The following is a 26,378-nucleotide window of genomic DNA, read 5'->3' as shown; positions in this document are numbered from 1 at the left end:
GCAGCCTTTTTTATTTGTTACCTTTGCGGATTCATATCAACTGGAATACTTTTTATGGCAAAAATTGGCATTAATATAGCGACTGGCAGTTTGCAGCAGGAGGAAATGATCGTTGGCATCGACCTTGGTACCACAAACAGCCTGGTTGCCATTATCCACCCGGAAAGCAGAAAGCCGCTGGCCCTAAAGGAACATAATAGTTCATCGCTGGTCCCATCGGTGGTTCATTTTGGCGAACATAATGTAGTGACGGTAGGTGAGGAAGCGAGGAAGTTCCTGATCACCGATCCTGCGAATACCATCTTCTCTGCGAAACGGTTGATGGGTAAATCCTACAATGATATCCGGCAAAACGCGGATTTTTTTACTTACAAGGTAATTGACGACAATACCGAAAGCCTTGTCAAGGTTCAGGTAGGGGACCGTTTTTATTCTCCCATCGAGTTGTCTTCTTTCATATTAAAGGAGTTGAAGGCCAGGGCTGAGCATATCCTTAAGACACCTGTTACCAAGGCGGTCATAACGGTTCCCGCCTATTTCAATGATGCCCAAAGGCAGGCCACCAGGGATGCGGGTAAGCTGGCAGGGCTTGATGTCCTGAGGATCGTAAATGAGCCAACGGCCGCCAGCCTGGCTTATGGTTTAGGCCTGGATCCTGCACAGGAAAAAACAATCGCTGTTTATGACCTGGGCGGCGGAACCTTTGATATTTCCATCCTGAAGATCAGTAATGGTATTTTCGAAGTATTGTCGACCAATGGGGATACTTATTTGGGGGGTGATGATTTCGACCGGGCAATCGTGCGCCAGTGGATGAAAGAGCACGGCATTACCGATGAAACGATAAGGACAAATAAAGAGTTGGCCCAGGCGCTGCGACTTAAAGCGGAAGCTGCCAAAAAACACCTTAGTAACCATGAGGTATTTATTGATTCAATCGACAAATTCCATTTGCAGATAACAGTGGCCGAGTTCAATAAGGTAACTGCTGAACTCGTTAACAGGACCATTGAATGCTGCAGGGCAGCCATGAAGGATGCCGGGCTGGAAGTTAACCAGATTGATGAGGTGGTTATGGTGGGTGGTTCTACCAGGGTGCCCTTGGTGAAGAAGATGGTTAGTGCGTTTTTTGGCCGCGAGGTACATGATGAATTGAACCCGGATGAGGTTGTTGCCATGGGAGCCGCTGTACAGGCTGATATCCTTTCCGGTAACAATAAGGACTTCCTCTTGCTGGATATTACACCGCTTTCCCTTGGTATTGAAACGATGGGGGGATTAATGGATGTTTTGATTCCAAGGAACTCAAAGATCCCCACCAGGGTTGGCAGGCAATATACCACGCAGAAGGATGGCCAGTCGGGGATGAGGATAGCGGTTTACCAGGGCGAACGTGACCTTGTTAAGGATAATAGGAAATTGGCGGAATTCAATCTTACGGGCATTCCTGCCATGCCAGCCGGTTTGCCCAAGGTTGAGGTTAGTTTCCTGATCAATGCGGATGGGATACTTGTGGTAAAAGCAAAGGAGATAAGAAGTGGGGTAGAGACCAGCATTGAAGTGAAGCCGCAATATGGCTTAACAGACGAGGAAGTTGAGAAGATGTTATTGGATTCTATAACCCATGCAAAGGAGGATATCGCAACCCGGGCATTGGTAGAGGCCCGGACAGAAGCTCGTCAGTTGATCGATACAACCCTCAACTTTATCGAGAAGAACAGGGAATTCCTTACCGAACAGGAAATAACGGAAACAATGGGGGCAATTGAAGGACTGGAAAAATTGATCCTTAGTGGTAACAAAGACCAGGTTCAGGGTGCAGTAGAAGCATTGAATAATTTATCCAGGCCATATGCCGAAAGGTTGATGGACCAGGCAATATCCATGGCCATGAAAGGTAAGAAGATCTAATTGCGGATCCTTTCCTTCGTTTGTTGGATGAAGGTGCTGAGCGCATAACCAGCCATTAGCATAAGAACAGGTAAAACCGGAAGGATAAACCTGTTCAGCCAGTCATCACAGGTAAGCATAACCGTAAAAGTAAACATCATACAATAGCAGGCGAGCCAGGTGCTTTGCCTGCTGTTTTTTTTGCGGAACCGGATGAATCCATAGCCGGCCAGGAGGTATAGAGGATAGAAGAATGCACCGAGTGCAAGGTTATGAAGAGCTGAATAATAGGGGCGTTGAAGGGAAAGGAAATACCATAGCTTTTTGATGGCCAGTTCCCCAAAATAAACAGGATTGTGCAGGATAAAGTAAAGCATGCCATTGAGGGAGTTCGGATTTTCCGGAAGCTGTAAGGTTGAGGGTACTTTAACTCCTGGTACATCACAAATAATATGTCCTTGTGTAAATGGGAGCATGAAATCGAAGTCCCCTTTTCCTTTCATAGCATGATTGATTACAAAATAGGAGAATAGCATCCCGGTCAGGATCGCCCCAATAGAAAGAGGGGATAGTTTCTTATCGGAAATCAAATGAACGAAATATGAAAGGAGCAAGGCCGGGACAAGTAGGATGCCTGTTGGTCTTGCCAGGATCACCATTGCCAATAGTATGATTGCCTGTAGGGATAAGAGTCCTTTGCCGGCATAGGCATAGAGAAAAAGGATCAACAGGCTGGTGAAAAGGGATTCGGTATATAAGTGTGTGGTCCAGGCCTGGTAAGGAATGCATATGATCAGCAGGAATGTTGCCAGGTAAGCGGTAAGGGAATCTGCGGGTGCAGAATACAGTCTGGCTAGTCTGTAAAAAAAATAGGTGGAAATCCCGTTGATGAAAAGTTGCACCAGGTAAACCCCTGTAATACCGGCTCCCAACATTTTCATTCCCGCCACGAGCAATACATACATGCTGTAGAACAGGTTCTTGGGGATAGAGAAAGAACCTGTAGCCATGAAATAGTCTGCCTCGTCGAGGTATTTTTTAGCTTCATCAACCGTAATGATCCCAAACCTCATGTAAAGTAAGGTCTGTACCAACAGCCATAATGCAGCAAGTGAATAGAATGGCTGTTTAATTAATTGGTTGATTACACTATTCTTCAAGGTTGGCTTATTTTAAATGGGGTATGTATCAGGACTTAAACCATTCTTAATATAGGGTAGCTTTTTTGAAAGGAAATACTTTTCGAAACAGTGAAAAGATAAGTAGCTGGCAGCAAAACTCAAAAAGGTGAAAAATACGCCAATGGCCAGGTCATGGTATTCCGCCGGTAACTTTAAATGCGCAAATGCCCTGTAAGCCGGGATTTGAAAGCTTTGGAAAAGAAGCCAATGGAATAGGTATATCCCATAAGAATATTTGCCTGGAATAGTCAGCCATTGCTGTTGCATGACCCTTCCTATAAAATTGCCACTGGATTTGCTGGTTGAATAAATAAGGTAGGCATATATTATGGCTACCAATGAGAAGCCAGTTGTTTCCATAAAAGGGGTTTCCTTATAGAAGCCTTTATTCCACCACCAGTATGTTCCCAGGATTAGCCCTGCCAGCCCTGCCCCACTTGTCAAAATTGTTTGATCGCTTTTTGTGCACCTGCCTAAATAATAGGCCATTGTACCGAGCAGGAAACAGTCTAGTCTTGAGAAGGTGTTAAAGAAGTTTTCAGACCCTGTTGGTTTGTGGTATTGTGAATGCATGAATCCCCGGAAGAGAATGACCATTATGACACTGAAAAGGAGAAGGGGAATTCTTTTTGACGGGTATTTGCCAAGCAGGTGAACAAAGAATGGCCAGGCCAGGTAAAACTGGGCCTCAATGGAGATTGTCCATAGGTGATTCAGGTGGGGAAGGGGAGGGTAGCTGTTCCTAAGCATCGGCCAGTTGGCTGTTAACAGGAAATAGGATGGCAAATGTTCCTTGAAATACTGGAGGCCTGGCAGAACCGTGGAGTGTTTGGCGAAGAATACCCATAAAAAGAACGCGCTCAAAAGCAGGAAATAAAGGGGGAGGATGCGGAGTGCCCTGTTCCTGTAAAAGCGCAGCAAGTTACTCCTGTTCCAATCCATATTATCCAGGATCGAGGTGATCAGGAACCCTGATAATACAAAAAACAGGTCAACTCCTGTCCAGCCGGCATCAAAAGGGAAGTATTGCCCGAAAAAATGGTGGCCAAGTACCAGTAGTATGGCGAGACCTCTGCAACCATCAAGGGCTGGAATTTTATTCACGGCTTGGATATGAAATTTATTAGGGGTCAGGTGCCGGTGGAGAGGCTCCTAAGCCTGTTCACATATTTCCCAATCATGTCAAACTCGAGGTTCACTTTTGAGCCCGGTACCAATTGGTTGATATTGGTATGTTCGTAAGTGTAGGGAATGATGGCCACCGAGAAGCTGTCTGTAGTTACATTAAATAGGGTAAGGCTTGTCCCATTTATACAGATCGACCCCTTCTCAATGATCAGTGGGGCGAATTGGGGGTCAATGGAAAAACGGTATTCCCAGCTTCCGTCAAGGTCTTTTACCCCTGTACAGGTTCCTGTCCCGTCAACATGTCCTTGAACGATATGGCCATCGATCCTTCCGTTCATGACCATGCACCTCTCCAGGTTGAGAAGGTCTCCAGGTTGCAGCTCGCCCAAATTGGTCTTTTCCAGGGTCTCTGCAATTGCGGTCACCCGGTGTTGACCATCCTTCAGGGCGTCCACTGTGAGACAAACCCCGTTGTGGGCCACACTCTGGTCAATTTTTAATTCGTGGGAAATGGGGGAGCTGACCCAGAATATCTTGTTGGTCCCGCTGGTTTCAAGGGCAGCAATGGTGCCCAGGGACTCAATTATGCCTGTAAACATGCTTGCAATTTAATGGAAAGGCAAGCCAAATTGAAAAAGCTTTTGGTGATTTCGGCAATAATCCTATCTTTGCCCTCCAAAATTTACCAAAGGAGGTATATAACCATGCTGATCATCGATTCAAAAGATTGCGAAAATATTGACAAGGCCCTCAAGAAGTACAAAAAGAAGTTTGAGAAAGCCAAGATCCTGATCCAACTTAGGGAGCGTCAATCATTCACCAAGCCTTCCGTTAAGCGTCGTGCTGAAGTGTTGAAAGCAGTCTACAAGCAACAGATTGCCAGCGGTAAGATTGAAGGATAATTTTCCGGCAGCTTAATCTGCTAAATCATAGTGTATAGGATAGCAGCAAAGCATTAGCTTTGTTGCTATCCTTTTTTATGCCTATACCAACAGACACCCTGGTTAATGAATTCATTGCCTACCTGCGTTTCGAGAAGCGCTACTCTGACCATACGGTGAGGGCATATGAGGACGACCTGGCCCAGTTCTTTGCATTTCTTGCAGACCCCCAAAAGGGGGCATATGGCAGGATTGATCCAAGGGAAGTGGCAGCTGTCATGGTCAGGACCTGGCTGGCCGACCTGAGGAGTGCCCCGGTTCCTGCCTCTCCAAGGACGCTTAATCGGAAATTGTCTACACTGAAATCATTTTATAAGTACCTGCTGAAGCGTGGGGTGGTTACTTCAACCCCGCTGGTCAATGTGGTAGCCCCCAGGGTGAATAAGCGACTGCCGGTATTTGTTGATGAAAAACAATCCGAAAGGCTTCTAAAAGATACTGAGATAGGGGAGGGTTGGAAGGGATTCACGGCCAACCTCATTATTGCCCTCTTGTACCAAACGGGGATGCGCCTGAGCGAGTTGGTCAACCTAAAGGAATCGCATATCAATGGTTATGGGTCCAGTTTAAAGATCCTGGGAAAGGGCAATAAGGAAAGGATTATTCCGATAGGACCAGATCTCCTTAATTCGATCAGGGACTATGTATCGGAAAAACGGACAACCATAGCATCGCCCGATAGGGAATACTTGCTGGTAACGGATAAGGGCAAAAAGCTCTACCCCAAATATGTATACCGGATCGTGAATGAACACCTTAAGGAGGTGACCACCCTGAGTAAGCGGAGTCCACACGTCTTAAGGCATAGTTTTGCCACGCATTTGATGAACAATGGAGCAGACCTTAATGCCGTAAAAGAGCTGTTGGGACACGCCAGTCTGGCTGCAACCCAGGTCTATACCCATACCACCATAGGGCAGCTCAAGGAAATCCATAAGAAAGCCCATCCGAAGGGTTGATAAATTACTATAAATCATTGCATGTGAATGGCTTGTGAAAGTCAAAAGAAATCCATGGGCGGTCTTGGAAAATGACTTCTATTTCGTTATCTTCATATCAACACAAACAAAATAGCCTATGAAATGAATGTATACATTTTAAGCTCTTTATTTATTGTTCACTGTTAAAAACGTGATTGCTATGAACGTTAACATTCAGACTGTGCACTTTGATGCCGACGTAAAATTGGTGGAGTATGTTACCAACAGGATTCAGAAGTTGAACACATTTCACGACCGGATCATCAAAGTAGATGTTTTTTTGAAACTCGATAATGTGGTGCATACAATCAAGGACAAGGTAGCGGAGATAAGGGTGCATGTTCCCAAGCATGATTTCTTCGTTAAGGCCAGTTCAAAATCATTTGAGGAATCTTTTGATAGTGCGCTGGATTCTTTAGTCAACCAGATAAAAAGAAAAAAAGAAAAACAAGCTGCCTGATAAAGGCTGAAAGACCTCTCCGGAGGTCTTTTTTTTGTCCCTATACTTCCATCACATTAAGGGTTATGCTCAGGTGAAACCCTTGAAAACTGCCCTCTGGAAAAGATTCGACTCTTTTTTTAAAAAAAATCTTTTCAAAATTTTTGTATTTCCGTAATTCTTTTACCTTTGCCATCCCAACGAAAAACGGGGATTAGTTCTTCAACATAAAACGCCACTTTAGCTCAGCTGGTAGAGCAACTGATTTGTAATCAGTAGGTCGTTGGTTCGATTCCGACAAGTGGCTCGTGAAATTGCGAAATTTTGAAATTGTGAAATTTTGAAATTGCATTGCGGAAAGCCAATTCCAAAAATTCCAATTTCCAGTTTCAAGATTTTGGGCAGGTTCCAGAGCGGCCAAATGGGGCGGACTGTAAATCCGCTGTCTTTCGACTTCAGAGGTTCGAATCCTCTCCTGCCCACAACGCCCGCCGCAGTGTAATTACTGGCGGGTTGTTTGCTTGAATGGGTATCTATGCTGAAACTGGTGTTCAGTTAGGCCATTTAGCAACAAGTTCTTTGGATCCCGAAATGGGAAATTAACCGCCTAAGTATAATGGCAACCCGGTAACCAAACGCAAAGTTGGTCATTGGTTGTCGCCAGGGCTTTGGCGGATGTACGCGGAAGTAGCTCAATTGGTAGAGCGATAGCCTTCCAAGCTATAGGTTGCGAGTTCGAGACTCGTCTTCCGCTCAGCTGGCAGGGTTTGGGTTTTGTGCTCCGGGGAAGGAGGTACCCCAGTGCCCGGCTCAATATTCAAACCCTGTTTAATTTTGCCGTTGTAGCTCAGTGGTAGAGCACTTCCTTGGTAAGGAAGAGGTCGTGAGTTCAATTCTCATCAACGGCTCTAGCTTTTGATCCGGTGGATTAGTGAAATGCATGAAGACCACGGTTTTCATGACAGATAATAAAAATGAAGCCCTCAGGGGTTTCCAGTTTTAAACCACAACTTAAAAACAAATAAAATGGCAAAAGAGACCTTTAAGAGGGAAAAACCCCACGTTAACGTAGGTACTATTGGCCACGTTGACCACGGTAAAACCACCTTGACTGCCGCTATCACTACCATTCTTTCTCAGAAGGGTTTGGCGCAGGCTAAGAAGTATGATGAAATTGATGGCGCTCCTGAAGAAAAAGAGCGTGGTATCACCATCAATACTGCACACGTTGAATATCAGACAGCTAGCCGTCACTACGCTCACGTTGACTGTCCTGGTCACGCTGACTATGTGAAGAACATGATTACCGGTGCTGCTCAGATGGACGGTGCTATCCTGGTTGTGGCTGCTACAGATGGTCCGATGCCTCAAACTAAAGAACACATCCTGCTGGCTCGCCAGGTAGGTGTACCCAAGATCGTTGTGTTCATGAACAAAGTAGACCTGGTTGACGACGCTGAACTGTTGGAACTGGTTGAAATGGAAATCCGTGACCTGTTGAGCTCTTATGGCTTCGACGGTGACAACACTCCGATCATCAAGGGTTCTGCTACTGGTGCCCTGGCTGGTGAAGATAAGTGGGTTAAAGCAGTTGAAGAACTGATGGATGCTGTTGACAGCTACATCCCGCTGCCTCCCCGTCCGGTTGACATGCCGTTCCTGATGTCTGTTGAAGACGTATTCTCTATCACTGGTCGTGGTACCGTTGCTACCGGTCGTATCGAGCGTGGCCGTATCAAAGTGGGTGAAGGTGTGGAAATCGTTGGTTTGATGCCAACTCCTATGACCTCTACTGTAACCGGCGTTGAGATGTTCAAGAAGCTGTTGGATGAAGGTGAAGCTGGTGACAACGCAGGTCTGCTGCTCCGCGGTATTGAAAAGAAAGATATCCGTCGTGGTATGGTTATTTGTAAGCCCGGTTCTATTACTCCTCACACTGAATTCAGGGGTGAAGTATACGTACTGAGCAAGGAAGAAGGTGGTCGTCACACCCCATTCTTCAACAAGTACCGTCCTCAGTTCTACTTCCGTACAACGGACGTAACTGGTGAGTGTACCCTGCCTGAAGGAACTGAAATGGTGATGCCTGGCGATAACACCAACCTAAAAGTTACCTTGATCCAGCCTATCGCTATGGAAAAAGGTCTGAAGTTCGCGATCCGCGAAGGTGGTCGTACAGTAGGTGCCGGTCAGGTTACCGAAATCCTGAAGTAATCTGTACTTCATTATAGAAGCCATTAGCGTTAGCGATTAGCCTTTAGTTTGTACATTTGCTAGCGGCTGTTGCGGAATCGCTAATGGCTTTTTTACGGGCATAGTTCAATGGTAGAATAGCGGTCTCCAAAACCGTTGATACGGGTTCGAATCCTGTTGCCCGTGCCAGTTGACAAGAAATGATTATTTTCGAGGGCTCAATAAGTCGCTGGCTTATTGAGTTCTTTCGTTTCTGTAAATGATTGTAAATAACCTAATCTGGTATCATGAACAAGATTACAACGTATTTCAGCGAGTCATATAAGGAGCTGATCGAGAAGGTGACCTGGCCTACCTGGGCCCAGTTGCAACAGTCTACCATTATCGTATTGGTAGCCACCCTCCTGATCACCCTGGTGGTTTGGCTGATGGATTTTGCCTCTAATTCCTTATTGAAATTTATCTATTCATTCTTTGCATAATGGAAACGACCAATCAACAAGAGACCAAGTGGTACGTGCTGCGGGTGGTAAGCGGCAAAGAACGTAAGGTTAAGGAATATCTTGACAAGGAGATCTCCCGCGGTGGCTGGAGTGAAGTGGTAAAGCAGGTATTCCTTCCCGTGGAGAAAGTATACAAGGTGCAGAATGGCAAGAAGGTTATGCGGGAGCGTAACTATTATCCCGGCTATGTGATGATCGAGATCGTGGAAGGTAAATTGGGTGACGATCTTAAGGATACGATCAAGAATACCAGTAACGTTATCCACTTCCTTGGAAAGGACCATCCCATCGCACTGCGCAAGGCTGAGGTGAACAAGATGCTTGGCAAGATGGACGAAATGTCCGAGGCTGGTGGTATGAGCATGAGTGAACCTTTCATTGTTGGCGAAACCATCAAGATCATCGAGGGACCTTTCAACGATTTCAATGGCATCATTGAAGAGGTGAATGATGAGAAGAAGAAGCTCAAGGTTACCGTTAAGATATTTGGCCGATCCACCCCGGTTGAACTCAATTACATGCAAGTCGAGAAATTATCCTAAAAATAGGGAAAGCCACCTACGGGTGGCTTTTTTTATCATCCTGTATTATGGAGAGTAGGGTGTGCGGCGCCATTAACTTTCTCATTTCCAATTATATAGTCGGAATGTATAATCTCTTTCCCAAATTCCCTTTGGAAAACTTTCCTGTATAAGAAAATTATCATAGTTTTGCGTCCCCAAATAAAAGTTCTTTCCATAGGATAGGCTTTGGGAGTTCGCCCCCTTAAAGAGGCGGACGCTATCACCAAAAAACTTTTTTAAAATGGCAAAAGAAATCACTGGTTTCGTGAAGTTGCAGTGTAAAGGCGGTCAAGCCAACCCTGCACCCCCCATTGGTCCAGCCCTTGGTTCTAAGGGTCTTAACATTATGGAGTTCTGTAAGCAGTTCAATGCTCGTACTCAGGACAAAATGGGAAAGGTTCTCCCCGTATTGATCACAGTTTATTCTGACAAGTCTTTCGACTTCGTTATCAAAACTGCTCCCGCTTCTGTTCAGTTATTGGAAGCTGCTAAACTGCAGAGTGGTTCAAAGGAGCCTAACCGTAGCAAGGTGGGTAAGGTATCCTGGGCCCAGGTTGAAGCAATTGCAAAAGATAAAATGGCTGACCTAAACTGCTTTACCGTTGAGAGTGCCATGAAGATGGTAGCCGGTACCGCACGTAGCATGGGTATCACCGTTGATGGTGTTGCTCCATGGGAAAACTAATTGGTTAACACAAAAAAATTGAGCAATGGCTATCACTAAGAAAAGAAAAGCAGTTAATGCTAAGGTTGATTCCAATAAAATCTATACACTGAAAGAAGCTTCTTCACTGGTGAAAGAAGTTAATACTACCAAGTTTGATGCTTCTGTTGACCTTCACATCCGTCTGGGCGTTGACCCCAAGAAGGCTGACCAGGCAGTTCGCGGTACGGTAACCCTGCCCCATGGCACCGGTAAGACCAAGCGCGTACTGGTTCTTTGTACACCTGACAAGGAGAATGATGCAAAAGCAGCTGGTGCTGACCACGTAGGTCTGGATGAGTTCATCCAAAAGATCGAAGGTGGCTGGACAGATATCGATGTAATCATCGCTACCCCTGCCGTAATGCCTAAGATCGGTAAACTGGGTAAGGTGCTGGGTCCCCGTAACCTGATGCCCAACCCTAAGACCGGTACAGTTACCAATGATGTTGCTGCTGCAGTAAACGAAGTAAAAGGCGGTAAGATCGCGTTTAAAGTGGATAAAGCAGGTATCGTACATGCTTCTATCGGCCGCGTTAGCTTCGGTCCTGAAAAGATCGCTGAAAACAGCCAGGAACTGATCAACGCTATCCTGAAGCTGAAGCCCGCTACTGCTAAAGGTACTTACCTGAAAGGCATTAGCATGGCCAGCACCATGAGCCCTGGTATCACTGTTGACACCAAATCTTTCATCCACTAATTACTAACCGTTCTCCTGTAATAGGCAGAATAAAATATTTGCGGTATGACTAAAGAACAAAAACAAGAAGTGATTGAGCTGCTGAAAAGCAAGTTCTCTCAATATAACAACTTCTATATCACCGACACAGAGAGCCTGAGCGTTGAACAGGTTAGCAAACTGCGTCGTCACTGCTTCGATAAGCAGGTTGAAATGAAGGTTGCCAAGAACACCCTGATCAAGAAGGCCCTGGAATCCCTGGATGCCGAAAAGTACAGCGGTGTATTCGAAGCCCTGAATAATGTAACGGCCCTGATGTTCAGCGAAAGCCCCAAGGATCCCGCCCTGATCATCTCTTCTTTCCGTACCGAAAGCAAGGGTGAGCGTCCTGTCCTGAAGGCAGCTTTCATCAATGGCGATATTTACGTAGGCGATGACCAACTGAAGGCCCTCACCAAGATCAAGACCAAGAACGAGCTTATTGGCGAAGTTATCGGTCTGTTGCAATCTCCTGCCAAGCGCGTACTCGCTGCTTTGTTGGAAAAAGCAAAGAATGAAGGTGGTGCTGAGGCCGCTGCTCCTGTTGAAGCAGCTCCCGCTGAGTAATTACCTTCCTCAATAATATTCCCCTGCCTGAAGGGGTGTAGATTTAGAATTTTTTTAAACCCGCCGTCGGAGCAACAGGCTGTGAAGACGGTAAAAATTTTAAAACAAATGGCAGACGTTAAAGCTTTAGCTGAACAACTGGTAGGCCTGACTGTAAAAGAAGTACAGGAACTGGCTGATGTATTAAAGAATGAGTACGGTATCGAACCTGCTGCTGCTGCAGTAGTAGTAGCTGCTGATGGTGGTGGTGGCGCAGCCGCTGCTGAAGAGAAGACTTCCTTCAACGTAATCCTGAAGAACGGTGGTGCTTCTAAACTGAATGTAGTTAAGGTTGTAAAAGACCTGACTGGCCTCGGTCTGAAAGAAGCCAAGGAACTGGTAGACGGTGCTCCTAAGGCTGTTAAGGAAGGCGTTTCTAAGGCAGAAGCTGAAGATATCGCTAACAAGCTGAAAGAAGCTGGTGCTGAAGTTGAAATCAACTAATCCAACCAGTCCAAATCATAAAAAGTGGCCGGCAATGCCGGCCATTTTTTATGCCCATTAGCCTGGTAAGGCCTGAAAAGCAATTTTTTTCATTCTTTCCCCCGAATTCATTAACTTTGCCCTCCGTTTTAATGTTCGGCTAATTAGCTTTGGGAGTTGCAAAATGGCCATTTTATTGTAACTTCCTATTAATCAGTGCACTGAGAACTTCGGTTCTCCTCGGATTGTATTCTGTCGACGATTCATTAAAAGCTTTTAAAACCGGTTTATAATACATATGTCTTCAACTAAACTGAACAACAGGATCAACTTCGGTAAGATCAAGCACCTCGCTGAAGCTCCTGACCTGCTAGAAGTGCAGATTCAATCGTTTAAAGACTTCTTCCAGTTAGAAACCACTCCAGACAAGCGCAACAACGAAGGACTGTTCAAGGTGTTCAAGGAGAACTTCCCGATCACCGATACCAGGAACATATTCGTGTTGGAATTCCTGGATTATTTTATTGACCCGCCCCGTTACACCATTGAAGAGTGTATGGAGCGCGGCCTTACATATGCCGTTCCCCTGAAAGCAAAGTTGCGCCTGAGTTGTAATGACGAGGAGCACGTTGACTTCCAGACCATCGTTCAGGATGTATTCCTGGGGAACATCCCTTATATGACCCCCCGTGGTACATTCGTGATCAATGGTGCTGAGCGTGTGGTGGTATCACAGTTGCACCGTTCTCCCGGCGTTTTCTTCGGCCAGTCTATCCACCCCAATGGTACCAAGATCTACTCTGCAAGGGTGATCCCATTCAAGGGTGCCTGGATGGAATTTGCTACCGATATCAACAACGTGATGTATGCCTACATCGATCGTAAGAAGAAGTTCCCTGTAACTACCCTTCTGCGCTCAATCGGCTTCGAAACGGATAAGGATATCCTGGAACTCTTCGGTATGGCCGATGAAGTGAAAGGGGAGAAGAAGGCCCTCGAAAAATACCTGGGTAAGAAACTCGCTGCCCGCGTATTGCGTACATGGGTAGAGGACTTCGTTGATGAAGATACTGGTGAAGTAGTGTCCATCGAGCGTAATGAAGTTGTATTGGAACGCGATACCATCCTTGACGAAGAAGCGATCGAAATGATCGTGGACATGGATGTGAAGAGCGTCTTCCTGCAGCGTGAAGATGTTGGTGGCGACTATGCTATTATCTATAACACCCTGAACAAGGATACCTCCAACAGCGAACTGGAAGCCGTTCAGCATATTTATCGCCAGTTGCGCGGTGCTGATGCCCCGGATGATGAAACAGCCCGTGGTATCATCGATAAGCTGTTCTTCAGCGATAAGCGTTATGACCTTGGCGAAGTTGGTCGTTACAAGATCAACCGCAAATTGAACCTGAATTATCCCCTTGACCATAAAGTGTTGACCAAGGAGGATATCATTGAAATCATCAAATACCTGGTACGCCTGACCAATGCTAAGGCTGAGATCGATGATATCGATCACCTGAGCAACCGTCGTGTACGTACAGTTGGTGAGCAGCTGTATGCACAATTTGGTGTTGGTCTGGCCCGTATGGCCCGTACCATCCGTGAGCGTATGAACGTTCGCGATAATGAAGTGTTTACGCCTGTAGACCTGATCAATGCCAGGACGCTTTCTTCCGTGATCAATTCCTTCTTTGGAACATCACAGTTGTCACAGTTCCTGGATCAAACCAACCCCTTGTCCGAGATCACGCACAAGCGTCGTATCTCTGCCCTGGGTCCCGGTGGTTTGAGTCGCGAGCGTGCTGGCTTCGAAGTACGTGACGTACACTATTCCCACTACGGTCGTCTGTGTACCATTGAAACCCCTGAAGGACCAAACATCGGTCTGATCTCTACCCTTTGCGTACATGCGAAGATCAACGAGATGGGCTTCATTGAGACTCCTTACCGTAAGGTTGAGAATGGTAAGGTTAACATGAAGGAGCTGACCTTCCTGAGTGCTGAAGAAGAGGATACGGCCAAGATCGCCCAGGCCAACTCCCCATTAAACGAAAATGGTGAGTTCAAGGAAGAGCGTGTGGTAAGCCGTGAGACTGGTGACTTCCCGATCCTCGATAAGTCAGAAGTGGAGTTCATGGACGTTGCCCCGAACCAGATCGTTGGTTTGAGTGCTTCCCTGATTCCGTTCCTGGAGCATGACGATGCCAACCGTGCCCTGATGGGATCAAACATGCAACGTCAGGCTGTACCGCTGATCCGTCCCCAGGTGCCTATCGTTGGTACCGGTCTGGAAGGAAAAGCTGCCCGCGACTCCCGCGTACAGATCCTTTCAGAAGGTGAGGGTGTGGTTGAATACGTAGATGGTAACGAGATCCACATTCGCTATGAACGCAATGATGAGCAAAGGCTGGTAAGCTTCGAGGACGACTTGAAGATCTACAAGCTCACAAAATATATCAAGACCAACCAGGAAACTTCCATCACCCTAAAGCCTGCTGTGAAGCGTGGCCAGCGTGTGAAGGAAGGAGACTTCCTTACAGAAGGTTATGCGGTACAGAATGGCGAGATCGCCCTGGGCCGTAACCTGAAGGTGGCCTTCATGCCCTGGAAGGGTTACAACTTCGAGGATGCCATCGTAATCAATGAAAAGGTGGTACGTGAAGACCTCTTTACCTCGGTTCACATTTCTGAATATGAACTGGAAGTAAGGGATACCAAACTGGGTGAGGAAGAACTGACTCCCGATATCCCGAACGTTTCTGAAGAAGCGACCAAGGATCTCGATGAGCACGGTATCATCCGCATCGGTGCCCAGGTGAAGGAAGGTGATATCCTGATCGGTAAGATCACTCCTAAGGGAGAAAGTGATCCTACCCCTGAAGAGAAGCTGCTCCGTGCGATCTTCGGTGATAAGGCTGGTGATGCCAAGGACGCATCCCTGAAGGCTCCGAATGGTGTAGAAGGTGTAGTGATCGACAAGAAGCTATTCCAGCGTGCCAAGAAGGATAAGAATGCCAAGGTGCGTGAGAAGGCTGCCCTCGAGAAGATCGAAAAGGTTCACGAGAAGAATGTACAGGACCTCATGGAAGTATTGCTGAGCAAACTCCAGATCCTGTTGAAGGATAAGGCTTCTGCCGGTGTTAGCAATAACTTTGGTGAAGTATTGATCGGAAAGGGTGCTAAGTTCACTGCCAAGAACCTTGCCGGACTGGATTACTTGAACATTAATCCTCTGGGCTGGACTGGCGATGAGAAGATTGATGACCAGATCAATATCCTCCTGCACAACTATAGTATCAAGTACAACGAAGAACTCGGTCGCTACAAGCGCGAGAAGTTCAATATCTCTATCGGTGATGAATTGCCTGCTGGTGTACTGAAACTGGCGAAGGTTTACCTGGCCGTTAAGCGTAAGCTGAAGGTGGGTGATAAGATGGCGGGTCGTCACGGTAACAAGGGTATCGTTGCCAAGATCGTTCGTGCGGAAGACATGCCGTTCACTGAAGATGGCCAGCCGGTTGATATCGTGCTTAACCCACTGGGTGTACCTAGCCGTATGAACCTTGGCCAGATCTATGAGACCGTATTGGGATGGTGTGGACTGAACCTTGGTATCAAGTTCGCTACCCCGATCTTTGATGGTGCCACTCCTGAGGAAATCGCTGATTTCTGTAAGCAGGCTGGTATCCCGATGATGGGCCACACTTACCTCTATGATGGCGAAACCGGTGACCGCTTTGACCAGAAGGCTACTGTGGGTGTGATCTACATGATCAAACTGCACCACATGGTTGATGATAAGATGCACGCACGTTCTATCGGACCTTACAGTCTCATTACCCAGCAGCCGCTTGGTGGTAAGGCCCAGTTCGGTGGCCAGCGTTTCGGTGAAATGGAAGTGTGGGCGCTCGAAGCTTACGGTGCTTCCAGTATTCTCCAGGAATTGCTTACCATCAAGTCTGATGATATCATTGGCCGTGCCAAGACCTATGAGGCAATCGTTAAGGGTGATAACATCCCTCGTCCGGGTGTTCCTGAATCCTTCAACGTATTGATACACGAATTGCGTGGTCTGGGTCTGGACCTCAAGTTCGATTAATCATTGGTGTTAGCTACCATAACATTTCAAAGCCATCAACTATTGTTGATGGCTTTTTTTATGGCCATTCCACTGGATTTTGTTTATTGGGTATTGCTGAAGTTGAAAGCCTTTGGGGTATACCTGGAGGGATGAACATTCAAGTGTTCATTTCAACGATGAAGCACTATTCCTGTATTTTTTTCGGTTACGCATTCATGATTTTGCAGGAATGAGTAAATTGAATGCATGAAAAAGTTTAACCTGCTCATCTGCTTTATGGCCACTTTTATGGCCGGTTACGCGCAAAGTAAACGTCCCCTGTCACCAGCCGATATTTACAGGCTCCAAACCCCTTCTTCGCCCCAGGTGTCACCTGATGGGGAATGGGTGATCTACGAGCTCAGGAGCGCTGATTCATTAAAGGATAAATTCACAAAGGATTTGTGGATGGTAAGCTGGGACGGAAAGCAGCAAGTGCAACTAACTTATGACCCGGGAAATGAGGGGAATGCTTTATTCAGTCCTGACGGAAGGTATATATCCTTTATCGCTTCAAGGGGTGATGAGAAATATGGACAGGTTTACCTTCTTGACAGGAGGGGAGGGGAGGCTCGTAAGATCACTAATGTAAAAGGGGGAATTGAGGACTATGCATGGAGTCCGGATGGCACCAAAATGGTGATGGCCATTGCCGATCCGGATTATGCTGATACCGCCAGTACCAAGGTCAGGAAGCCTTATGTAATCGATCGCTACCATTTCAAACAGGATATCCAGGGTTATCTCGATAGCTCTGCCACCCATCTTTATTTGTATGACCTGGAGGCTAAAAAGCTGGATACACTTACCAGGGGTATTCATAACGAGAGCCAGCCGGTTTTCTCTCCGGATGGGAAATGGATCGCTTTTGTAAGCAACCGTACGGCCAATCCCGACCGGAATGATAATGCGGATATCTTCATAATGGAAGCCAGGGCGGGTGCTACTATGAAGCAGTTGACAACCTGGGAGGGAGAAGATGCAAGGCCCGTTTGGAGCCCGGATGGTAAAAAGATCGCCTACCTGCAAAGCAGCAGCAATGAGCCCTTCACCATGTATGGCCATCATTATGCTGCCGTGGTACCTGTAGAGGGCGGGACTCCGCAATTGGTTACCAAGGCAATTGACAGGCCGGTCAGGAATCTTCGCTGGGCGAAAGATGGCAACAGTTTGTTTACCCTTATGGAGGACGATCGCCAGTGCCTGGTAGCCTCGTTTGATATTGCCAGTGGTAAACTGACAAGGGTTGCCGATGGTGAGAAGAGCTTTGCGGAATTGGAGCCTAATATGGCAAAGAACGCATGGATCACCACACTAAGTTCCCCAACACTTCCTACCGAATTGTTTGCAGTGGAAGGTAATTCAATCAGGAGGCTTACCCATATCCAGGATTCATTCCTGGCACCGCTGATCCTGCCAGTAGCCGAAGGGTTTAGCGCAAAAGCTAAGGATGGGAATATGGTGAATGGGATACTCTTCAAACCAGCCAACCTGAGCAATGGCCAGAAATTGCCACTGATGATATTTATCCATGGTGGTCCTGTTGCCCAAGATGAATACGAATTTGATATGACCAGGATGATCTATGCTTCAGCGGGATATGCTGTAGCTGCTGTGAATTACAGGGGAAGCAGCGGACGGGGCATAGATTATATCCGTTCCATTTATGGAGACTGGGGCAATAAGGAAGTGGTAGATGTGATCGCAACAGCAGACCATCTTGTTGCCAAAGGCATAGCAGATCCCCAGAAAATGGGTCTGGCGGGTTGGAGTTATGGTGGTATCACTACAAACTATACCATTGCTACCGATACGAGGTTTAAGGCAGCAGTTAGCGGGGCTGGTAGTTCCTTGCAACTTAGTCTTTATGGAAGTGACCAGTATGTAACACAATATGAAAAGGAGCTGGGTTATCCCTGGAAAAACCCTGAGAAGTGGATGAAGGTATCTTATCCCTTCTTTAAAGCCGATAAGATCAAGACGCCAACACTTTTTATGGCAAGTGAGAGTGATTTCAATGTACCTGTAGCCGGTGCTGAACAGATGTACCAGGCCTTAAAGGCAGTAGGGGTACCTACTGGTTTGATCATTTACCCCAATCAGTTCCATGGTATTACTGTTCCCAGTTACCTTAAAGATAGGTTTGAGCGCCATGTCAACTGGTTCAATACCCATCTTAAGCCAAATTCAACTGCGAGACCTTTTTGAGGAATATGATTTTTGGAAAAAGTTAAAGGGAAGGCTAAGAAGCCTTCCCTTATCTTTAAAGCTGGAGCAACTCTTGTTGGAGTGCTTCATAATGATTACTGATCACCGTAGAGTGTCTGGGCTTATCCATGATATGCCGGATGCTTTCAGGAACCGGGATGTTGGAACCAATGATGGGCTCTACCACATCAAGGAATTTGATAGGGTGGGCGGTTTCCAGGATAATACCTTTCCTTTCCGGGTTTTCTGAATGATAGCTATCTAATGCAGCATAGGCAACAGCTCCATGGGGATCTAATAAGTATTGATATTGCTGGTAAACCTGCCTGATCACCTCCTTTGTCTTTTCATCAGTAACACTAACACTGGTCAAAATTTCATGTAAATCAGGCTTGGCATCATGGAATAATTCCAGGATCCTGATAAAATTACTGGGGTCACCAACATCCATAGCATTTGAAATGGTGGCAACAGCCTTTCTGGCTTCGTATTTGCCTGTTTGCATGAAATGTGGGACAGTATCATTGGCATTACAGGCGGCGATGAAATGACTAACAGGAAGGCCTGAACGAAACGCCAGCATACCGGCACAAATATTCCCGAAATTGCCGCTGGGGACGCAAATGACAGGTGGTGCCGCTTCCCTCCATTGTTTGAGCGCCAGGAAATAGTAGAATTGCTGCGGCAACCACCTGGCTACATTTATGGAATTGGCAGAAGTAAGGAAAAGTTTGGCCTTCAATGCTTCATCGAGAAAGGCTTTCTTCACCATTTGCTGGCAGTCGTCAAAATTGCCTTTGACCTCAAGGGCCTTTACATTTCCTCCGAAGGTTGTTAATTGTTGCTCTTGCACTTTACTGACCTTCCCGGAAGGATAGAGGATGACCACATTTACCCCCGGAACGCCGGCAAAGCCACTGGCAACTGCCCCCCCGGTATCCCCGGAAGTAGCCACCAGTACGGTTACTTCCCGGTTGGTTGAACGGGCGAAATATCCCAGGCAACGGCTCATGAACCTTGCACCAACATCCTTGAAGGCGAGAGTTGGGCCGTGGAATAGTTCAAGTGAGAATATATGGTCATTGACCTGTGTTAAAGGAATAGGGAAGTCGATCGTTTCTGCTACAATATCCTTCAGTACCTGGTCTGGAATGCAGGTTCCTACATAATGACGGATCACTTCATAACAGATCGCTTCATCGCTGGTGTGCTTAAGGTTATGTATAAAGTCCGTATTTAGACTGTTGACGGACCTGGGGAAATACAATCCTCCGTCTGGTGCCTGCCCTGATATGGTTGCTTCCCTGAAATCCACATCGGGTGATTGGTGTTTTAAGCTATAGTATTTCATTGCTTGCTGCTTGTTGGTCTTCCTGGAACGGGTGGCCTACCCAAAAGGGTATCCGACGGGTTTAGGCGACGACTTCAACTGTCGCGCCTTTTTCGTTCAGTGTAGTGATATAGGTTTTGAAATCAATTCCCAATTGGGTGTAAGTCTCTTTCATCAGGGCTTCAACTTTTTGGGCGACCGCTTCATCTTTGCTCATCATGAAGATAGAGGGTCCTGAGCCACTGATACCCCCGCCAAGGGCTCCATGATTCCTTGATCCCTGCTTTACTTCATCAAAACCAGGGATAAGGATGCTCCTCACTGGCTCAATGATCACATCTTCCAGTGAACGGCCAATAAGGTCATAATCTTTCTGCAGGAAACCAGCTACCAGTCCTGCTATATTCCCCCATTGCTTGATCGCGTTCTTGAGCAAGACCTCCTTGCGCAGGATCTGCCTTGCATCAGCTGTTTTGACTTCGATCTGTGGATGCACGACGGTGACATACATCGGTGGGGCGGTCAACTGTACAATATCCAACGGGAAAATTGACCTGATAAGGGTTACGCCTCCCATAATGCAGGGAGCGATATTGTCGGCATGTTTTACTCCCGTTGCGACTTTTTCACCAGCCATCGCAAATCTGACCAGGTCGTTGTTGTTAAACCTGTTGCCCAGTAAATGATTGGCACCAACAACAGCACCTGCGGAACTTGCCGCGCTGGATCCTAAGCCACTTCCTGGTTTAATATGCTTGCGAATGGTTAGCTCAAAGCCAACCGGTTCTTCCACCTCTTCCAATAGGTCAATTAATGCGGCGCCCGCCACATTCCTGGCCGGTTCGGTTGGCAGGTCATAGTGATCACTGTGACGGATGATGATCTCCCTTCTATCCAGTAATCGCATTTCAATCGTGTCCTGGGGGGCATTCAATGCCATTCCCAGTATATCAAAACCACAAACCAGGTTGGCTACCGTGGCCGGGCAGTTTACCCTGATCACCTGATCGTAGAGATTGCTATTTTTCATGATGGTTGTTTAGGACGGTTTATCTCAAGGTGGCCCTGAGGATGTCTGCAAATACTCCAGAAGCCGTTACATCTGCTCCTGCTCCGGCGCCTTTGATCACTAATGGTTGCGCGGGATAGCGTTCGGTATAGAAAAGCACGATATTGTCCTTTCCGTACAAATGGTAAAGGTCATGTTGGGGCTCTATATGCTGAAGACCGACAGAAGCTTTCCCTTCATTATAACTGGCTACAAATTTCAGTTTACATCCCTTGCTTTGGGCCTCATCGAAAATTGCCCTGAAGTGGTCTTCCTTTCTTTTCATTTCCTCATAGAAATCGGCCACACTACCTTCCATACAGGAGGCTGGCAGGAAGCTATTGTTGGTGATGTCTTCCATTTCCATTTGAACACCAGCTTCCCTGGCAAGGATCATGATCTTACGCATTACATCGGTACCGCTAAGGTCCAGCCGGGGATCAGGTTCTGTATAGCCTTCTTCCTGTGCCTGTTTTACGACATCAGAGAAAGGCCTGCTTCCGTCATAATTGTTGAAGACAAAGTTGAGGGTGCCACTTAATACTGCTTCAATCCTGTTGATCCTGTCGCCACTCCTTAAGAGATCATTCAGGGTACCAATTACCGGAAGGCCGGCACCAACATTCGTTTCGAACAGGAAAGAGGTATTGAATTCCCTTGCCTTATCCTTGAGCTCCCTGTAATAGGAATAGGAAGAAGAGCATGCGATCTTATTGCAGGCTACAACGGCAATACTTTTTTCCAGCAATTGCGGATAAACCTGTGCCACATCATGACTTGCGGTCACATCTACGAATACACTATTCCTTAGGTTACGCGAAATGATCTGGTCTATGAAATGCTGGAGGTTACCTGATTCGGCGGTCATCAATTGCTCCTTCCAGTTGACCAGGTCAATCCCTTCTTCCCTGATCAGGAATTTGCTGCTGTTGGCAAGTCCTGCTACTTTCAATTGAACCTTGAGGTGTTGTTGCAGGTATTGCTGTTGTTGTTCAAGCTGGTGCATGAGCCTGCTGCCAACATTTCCCACACCGGTCACAAACAGGTTGATCTGCTTCAAGGTTGTTTCAAAGAATTCTTCATGCAATACATTGAGCGCCTTCCTTACATCCCGGGTAGCAATAACAGCAGAGATATTCCTTTCCGAGGAGCCTTGTGCAATGGCACGGACATTCACCCCGTTCCTGCCTAATGCGCCAAACATCCTGCCACTGACACCCGGATGGCTTTTCATCTGTTCGCCCACCAGTGCTACAATGGAAAGGTCTTTTTCAACGATCAGGGGCTCTACCTTCTGCAAGTTGATCTCAGGGGCAAATACCTCATCTACTACGGCCTTTGCTTTTTCTGCAGCAAGTGCATCAATGCCAACACAAATGGAATGCTCTGAGGAACCCTGGGTGATCAGTATAACGTTGATCTCCTTTGAAGATAATGCTTCAAACAAACGCCTGGAGAAGCCTGGTACACCTACCATACCGCTTCCTTCCAAACTTAGCAGGGCCAGGTTATTGATACTTGAAATGCCCCGTACATAGTGGCTATTGCTGCTGGTGTCGGATTGAATTACAGTTCCCGGGTCATCAGGTGCAAAAGTGTTCTTGATCCAAACGGGAATATCCTTATTCATGACCGGTTGGATAGTGGGAGGATAGATCACCTTGGCGCCGAAATGGGATAGCTCCATTGCTTCCTGGTAGGAAATGGCGGGGATGACCTTGGCATTGGACACCCATCTCGGGTCTGCGGTCATCATCCCACTTACATCGGTCCAGATATCAAGCAGGCCTGCATTCACGGCAGAAGCCACAATAGCAGCTGTATAGTCAGAGCCTCCCCGGCCCAGGGTAGTCGTGATGCCTTGTTCATTGGATGCGATGAATCCAGGCATCACCACATGCCTTGTCTCAAGGGATCCGGCGGCAAGTTGGATACGGGCTTCAGTTTCAGGGAAATTCACTGCGGCATTTCCGAAGTTGGAATTGGTACAGATCAGTTTCCTGCTATCCCACCAGGTAGTGGCTACTCCCCTGGATTGGAATGCAGCAGCTACTATTTGGGAAGAGATCAGTTCACCATAGCTTACGAGTTTATCCTTGGTCCTGGGTGTGATCTCCGCCAGCAGGAAGATGCCATTGCAGAGGTCTTCTATTTCATTGCAAAGTGTTTTAACAGCGCTTAGCATCCCACTTTGCGATTGTACCGGGATCAGCTGTTTTACCGCTCTAAGGTGCCTGTCGGTTATTTGCTGCACCTGCTCCTTGTACAATTCATTGCCATTCGCCGCAAGTGCACCACATTGCAATAAGGCATCAGTGGTGCCCCCAAATGCCGATACAACAGTGATGATAGGTGATTGGTCTATTCGTTTTTGAATGATACTAATGACCTGGTTAATGGCTTCCGGACTTCCTACTGATGTTCCGCCGAATTTTAAGACCTGCATATGAAACTAGAATGTGTTGGTTGATTAAATGAAATAAAGGGTGATTGATCACGAATAAAGCTGGCGCCCAAATGATAATATGGATGTGTACAACCCTTAACGGGTTGTTGTAGTGGTAGTAATAGTTGTAGTGGTTGCTGATGCAACAACAGGGGAGAAGAAATGATATGTGTAATTACTTGCCACGATTGTCTTGGAGATTGAAAATAGAAATTAGTGCTTATATAACAAGTGTTAGTTTTTTATTTTTTTCCTGAAGCCGCTCCTGTTGCCTGATTCTGAGAAGGTTTTATTAAATTCATGCTCCCGATTGCTGCCTGTAACATCCCGCAAAATCAACGAACATGCCAACAACCGATCCGGCAGCCTTGCAACAATTCAAAAGTGAGGTAGCGCTGAAATTCCAGCTCTACAATAGCCTGTTCACTTCATTACCTTTTCACAGGATTGAGAAAACGGGGATACTATTGTCCTTATTCCTTAATGTCTGTGAAGAGGGATACAAGAAGAGGAAAAGTCCTGCGCAGATCGTGGATGAATTCTTTGCCATGAATACATCTTATAAAACCGAGCAGGAGAAAACAGACCTGATGTTCCGTTTTGTCCAGTATGTTGAAAGACAGGTCGTGCTTTTTGATGCCCTTGAAGATGCTGCTTTCAGCAAGGTTAATGATATGTCTGGACAAGGAACGTTAAAACAACTGAAAGCTGCATTGGAGCAGCCGGGTGTGGTAGTTAACCAGGATGCATTGAAGGATTTTTGTGTAAGATTGGTTCTTACTGCGCATCCAACACAGTTCTATCCAGGGTCTGTGTTGGGTATCATTCACGACCTGTCGAAGGCATTGCAGGAAAACCAGACTACCCTGGTGAATACCTATTTGCAGCAGCTGGGGAAAACACCATTCTTCAAGAAACAAAAACCTACTCCCTATGATGAGGCGATGAGCCTGATCTGGTACCTGGATAATGTTTTTTATCCAGCTGTTGGAAGGATCAGTAGTTTTTTAGCCAATGAACTCGACCATATGCTGACAGGTGAAGATCCTTTGTTGCAACTTGGTTTTTGGCCGGGAGGGGATAGGGACGGAAATCCCTATGTTACCGCTGATATTACTTTAAAGGTTGCTGAAGCCCTGCGAAGCAGTATTATCAAGTGTTATTACCTTGATGTAAGAAGGTTAAAGCGAAGGCTTACATTTAAAGAGACTGACCAGTTGCTGGCGGCATTGGAGAAACAATTGTATGCAGAAGTTTTTGGTGAAGTGCAGGAATCTTCCCTTAGCGCTGCGGAAATCATTAGTCAGCTGTCGGAGATCAGGTCAACACTGATCTATAAGCATAATGGCCTGTTCGCTGGAATGGTGGATAACCTCATCAATAAGATTAAGGCATTTGGTCTTTATTACGCTTCCATTGACATCAGGCAGGATAGTTCGGTTCATACTGATTTCTTCGATCACCTTGCCCGGGAGACTTCGGTTCTGGGAAGTGGTTATGCTAACCTTGATGAGCAAGAAAAACTCATGCGATTGGCTAATTGCCAAAGCTTGCCTGAGTCCTCCTCCTTTGCCAATGACTTGCATAAGGATACGATCGAATCAGTTAAGGCAGTTGCGGCCATCCAAAAGAACAATGGGGTACAAGGTTGTTACCGTTACATTATCAGCCAATGTAATAGTGCGGTGAATGTAATGGAAGTCTACGCTTTATTCATGCTTGGGGGCTGGAAGCAGGAAGCTTTGTACATTGATATAGTACCCTTGTTCGAAACAATCGACGACCTCAAGCAGGCCGGGGTGATCATGCGTACACTGTATTCCTTCCCGTCTTACCATGATCATTTGAAGAGGAGGGGGGAAAGGCAAACCATCATGCTGGGATTTTCAGACGGAACAAAAGATGGCGGTTACCTGATGGCCAACTATAGTATCCTTAAGGCAAAGCAGGAGTTAACTGCCTTGTCACAGGAATTTGGCATTGATGTCTTGTTCTTCGATGGGCGTGGTGGTCCTCCTGCAAGGGGCGGTGGTAAGACCCAAAAGTTCTATGCTTCCATGGGAAGCGATGTTTCTAACCGTGAGATCCAATTGACCATCCAGGGCCAGACCATCAGTTCCAATTTCGGAACCATTGATGCGGCCCAGTTCAATATGGAACAGCTTATCCATGCGGGGCTATCAAATGCATTGAGGAACAGGGATCAATTGACCTTGGGGCCAGTTCAACAGCAGTTGCTGGAACAACTTGCAGAAGACGGGTTCCAGGCTTATGCCTCACTGAAGGAGCATCCTGGTTTTGTGGATTACCTTTCACAGATCAGTCCATTGCGGTTTTACGCTGCTACCAATATTGGTTCCCGTCCTGCCAAAAGAGGGAATAATGCAAGGCTGCGACTAAAGGACCTGCGAGCGATACCTTTCGTCGGATCATGGAGCCAGCTGAAGCAGAATGTAACAGGCTATTATGGAGTTGGCACGGCATTGCAATTGGCAGAACAACGTGGACAATGGAAGGAAGTGAAAGCCATGTACCAGGAATCCTTATTCTTCAGGACCCTGATCGAGAATTGTGAGATGGCCATGCAGAAGTGTTTTTTCCCGCTCACCGCCTATCTTTCTGATGATCCCCAGTTCGGGGATATATGGAATAAGATCTATTCCGAGTATGAATTGACCATGAAGTATATCTTCAAGCTTTCCGGTAAGAATGAATTGATGGCTAATTACCCGGTTGAGCAGCTTTCTGTTCAAATGAGGGAGCGGATCGTACTACCCCTGACCACCATCCAGCAATATGCCATTGGAAAAGTGCGGGAGATGGAGAAGTTTCACCAGTTGAATCAGGCATCCAAAGACGCTTTCGAGAAGTTGGTAATGCGCTGCTCATTCGGGATCATCAATGCCGGCCGCAACAGCGCTTAAGGGTTATTTGTTGAGGGGCCCGATATTCCAG

The 26,378-nt window shown here is 46.6% G+C and carries 20 protein-coding genes and 5 tRNA genes; 19 read left to right on the top strand and 6 right to left on the bottom strand.

Annotation, left to right across the window (positions count from 1 at the left end):
- Nucleotides 1–54 precede the first annotated feature (54 nt).
- Entirely contained in the window at nt 55–1,911 is a 1,857-nt protein-coding gene (hscA, locus tag KJS94_RS08125; protein ID WP_214447719.1) for a Fe-S protein assembly chaperone HscA, read from the top strand.
- On the opposite strand, the gene KJS94_RS08120 is transcribed toward hscA, so the two are convergent.
- From KJS94_RS08120 to KJS94_RS08110, 3 genes are read right to left on the bottom strand one after another with little or no spacing between them, the layout of a single operon-like run.
- Complete coding sequence (locus KJS94_RS08120; RefSeq protein WP_214447720.1) at nt 1,908–3,050, bottom strand: glycosyltransferase family protein; 1,143 nt, start codon at nt 3,048–3,050, stop codon at nt 1,908–1,910. The genes hscA and KJS94_RS08120 overlap by 4 nt on opposite strands.
- Before the next feature lie 12 nt (nt 3,051–3,062).
- Entirely contained in the window at nt 3,063–4,175 is a 1,113-nt protein-coding gene (locus tag KJS94_RS08115) for an acyltransferase family protein (protein WP_214447721.1), read from the bottom strand.
- Between the two features lie 26 nt (nt 4,176–4,201).
- A complete protein-coding gene (locus tag KJS94_RS08110; protein WP_214447722.1) occupies nt 4,202–4,798 on the bottom strand; it encodes a riboflavin synthase in 597 nt (198 codons plus the stop codon).
- Between the two features lie 105 nt (nt 4,799–4,903).
- Here KJS94_RS08110 and rpsU point away from each other — a divergent pair, with 105 nt between their 5' ends.
- From rpsU to KJS94_RS08025, 17 genes are all read left to right on the top strand, one after another.
- Nucleotides 4,904–5,101, top strand: a complete 198-nt coding sequence (rpsU, locus tag KJS94_RS08105) for a 30S ribosomal protein S21 (RefSeq protein WP_214447723.1) — start codon at nt 4,904–4,906, stop codon at nt 5,099–5,101.
- Between the two features lie 77 nt (nt 5,102–5,178).
- Nucleotides 5,179–6,099: a tyrosine-type recombinase/integrase gene (locus KJS94_RS08100; RefSeq protein WP_214447724.1), complete on the top strand. Its 921-nt coding sequence runs from the start codon at nt 5,179–5,181 to the stop codon at nt 6,097–6,099.
- Nucleotides 6,100–6,280: 181 nt separating this feature from the next.
- A complete protein-coding gene (gene hpf, locus KJS94_RS08095; protein WP_214447725.1) occupies nt 6,281–6,580 on the top strand; it encodes a ribosome hibernation-promoting factor, HPF/YfiA family in 300 nt (99 codons plus the stop codon).
- A 213-nt stretch (nt 6,581–6,793) separates the two neighbouring features.
- A tRNA-Thr gene (locus KJS94_RS08090) sits at nt 6,794–6,866 on the top strand.
- Between the two features lie 92 nt (nt 6,867–6,958).
- Nucleotides 6,959–7,041 (top strand) — tRNA-Tyr (locus tag KJS94_RS08085).
- Between the two features lie 199 nt (nt 7,042–7,240).
- Nucleotides 7,241–7,313, top strand: a tRNA-Gly gene (locus KJS94_RS08080).
- A gap of 82 nt (nt 7,314–7,395) precedes the next feature.
- Nucleotides 7,396–7,467, top strand: a tRNA-Thr gene (locus KJS94_RS08075).
- A 118-nt stretch (nt 7,468–7,585) separates the two neighbouring features.
- Entirely contained in the window at nt 7,586–8,773 is a 1,188-nt protein-coding gene (tuf, locus tag KJS94_RS08070; RefSeq protein ID WP_214447726.1) for an elongation factor Tu, read from the top strand.
- 94 nt (nt 8,774–8,867) lie between these two features.
- Nucleotides 8,868–8,941: transfer RNA gene (locus tag KJS94_RS08065), tRNA-Trp, on the top strand.
- A gap of 98 nt (nt 8,942–9,039) precedes the next feature.
- On the top strand, nt 9,040–9,234 hold the full coding sequence (gene secE, locus KJS94_RS08060; protein WP_214447727.1) for a preprotein translocase subunit SecE: 195 nt from the start codon (nt 9,040–9,042) through the stop codon (nt 9,232–9,234).
- On the top strand, nt 9,234–9,797 hold the full coding sequence (gene nusG, locus KJS94_RS08055; RefSeq protein WP_214447728.1) for a transcription termination/antitermination protein NusG: 564 nt from the start codon (nt 9,234–9,236) through the stop codon (nt 9,795–9,797). Before secE ends, nusG begins: the two co-directional genes overlap by 1 nt.
- 262 nt (nt 9,798–10,059) lie before the next feature.
- Nucleotides 10,060–10,503, top strand: coding sequence for a 50S ribosomal protein L11 (rplK, locus tag KJS94_RS08050; RefSeq protein WP_214447729.1), 444 nt, complete (start codon nt 10,060–10,062; stop codon nt 10,501–10,503).
- Nucleotides 10,504–10,528: 25 nt separating this feature from the next.
- Nucleotides 10,529–11,221: a 50S ribosomal protein L1 gene (gene rplA, locus KJS94_RS08045; RefSeq protein WP_214447730.1), complete on the top strand. Its 693-nt coding sequence runs from the start codon at nt 10,529–10,531 to the stop codon at nt 11,219–11,221.
- A gap of 45 nt (nt 11,222–11,266) precedes the next feature.
- Nucleotides 11,267–11,806 carry a 50S ribosomal protein L10 gene (rplJ, locus tag KJS94_RS08040; RefSeq protein WP_214447731.1) on the top strand — a complete coding sequence of 180 codons (540 nt, stop codon included), beginning with the start codon at nt 11,267–11,269 and terminating at the stop codon, nt 11,804–11,806.
- A 108-nt stretch (nt 11,807–11,914) separates the two neighbouring features.
- A complete protein-coding gene (gene rplL, locus KJS94_RS08035; protein ID WP_214447732.1) occupies nt 11,915–12,289 on the top strand; it encodes a 50S ribosomal protein L7/L12 in 375 nt (124 codons plus the stop codon).
- Between the two features lie 277 nt (nt 12,290–12,566).
- On the top strand, nt 12,567–16,370 hold the full coding sequence (gene rpoB / locus KJS94_RS08030; RefSeq protein ID WP_214447733.1) for a DNA-directed RNA polymerase subunit beta: 3,804 nt from the start codon (nt 12,567–12,569) through the stop codon (nt 16,368–16,370).
- A 228-nt stretch (nt 16,371–16,598) separates the two neighbouring features.
- The gene (locus tag KJS94_RS08025) at nt 16,599–18,599 is read left to right on the top strand and encodes a S9 family peptidase (RefSeq protein ID WP_214447734.1); all 2,001 of its coding nucleotides are present in this window, start codon (nt 16,599–16,601) and stop codon (nt 18,597–18,599) included.
- Between the two features lie 55 nt (nt 18,600–18,654).
- Here KJS94_RS08025 and thrC read toward each other — a convergent pair whose 3' ends face one another.
- The 3 genes from thrC to thrA all read right to left on the bottom strand — a co-directional run bounded on the left by thrC (nt 18,655) and on the right by thrA (nt 23,423).
- Nucleotides 18,655–19,950 (bottom strand): threonine synthase, encoded by a 1,296-nt coding sequence (gene thrC, locus KJS94_RS08020; protein WP_214447735.1) that lies wholly within the window; start codon nt 19,948–19,950, stop codon nt 18,655–18,657.
- 61 nt (nt 19,951–20,011) lie between these two features.
- Complete coding sequence (locus KJS94_RS08015; RefSeq protein ID WP_214447736.1) at nt 20,012–20,959, bottom strand: homoserine kinase; 948 nt, start codon at nt 20,957–20,959, stop codon at nt 20,012–20,014.
- A gap of 19 nt (nt 20,960–20,978) precedes the next feature.
- Nucleotides 20,979–23,423, bottom strand: a complete 2,445-nt coding sequence (gene thrA, locus KJS94_RS08010) for a bifunctional aspartate kinase/homoserine dehydrogenase I (RefSeq protein ID WP_214447737.1) — start codon at nt 23,421–23,423, stop codon at nt 20,979–20,981.
- Between the two features lie 344 nt (nt 23,424–23,767).
- Here thrA and KJS94_RS08005 point away from each other — a divergent pair, with 344 nt between their 5' ends.
- A complete protein-coding gene (locus KJS94_RS08005) occupies nt 23,768–26,347 on the top strand; it encodes a phosphoenolpyruvate carboxylase (protein ID WP_214447738.1) in 2,580 nt (859 codons plus the stop codon).
- The last annotated feature ends 31 nt before the right edge of the window (nt 26,348–26,378 follow it).

The sequence above is a fragment of the Flavihumibacter rivuli genome, from assembly GCF_018595685.2.
Lineage (GTDB): Bacteria > Bacteroidota > Bacteroidia > Chitinophagales > Chitinophagaceae > Flavihumibacter > Flavihumibacter rivuli.
This window is presented reverse-complemented; position numbering and strand designations above follow the sequence as displayed.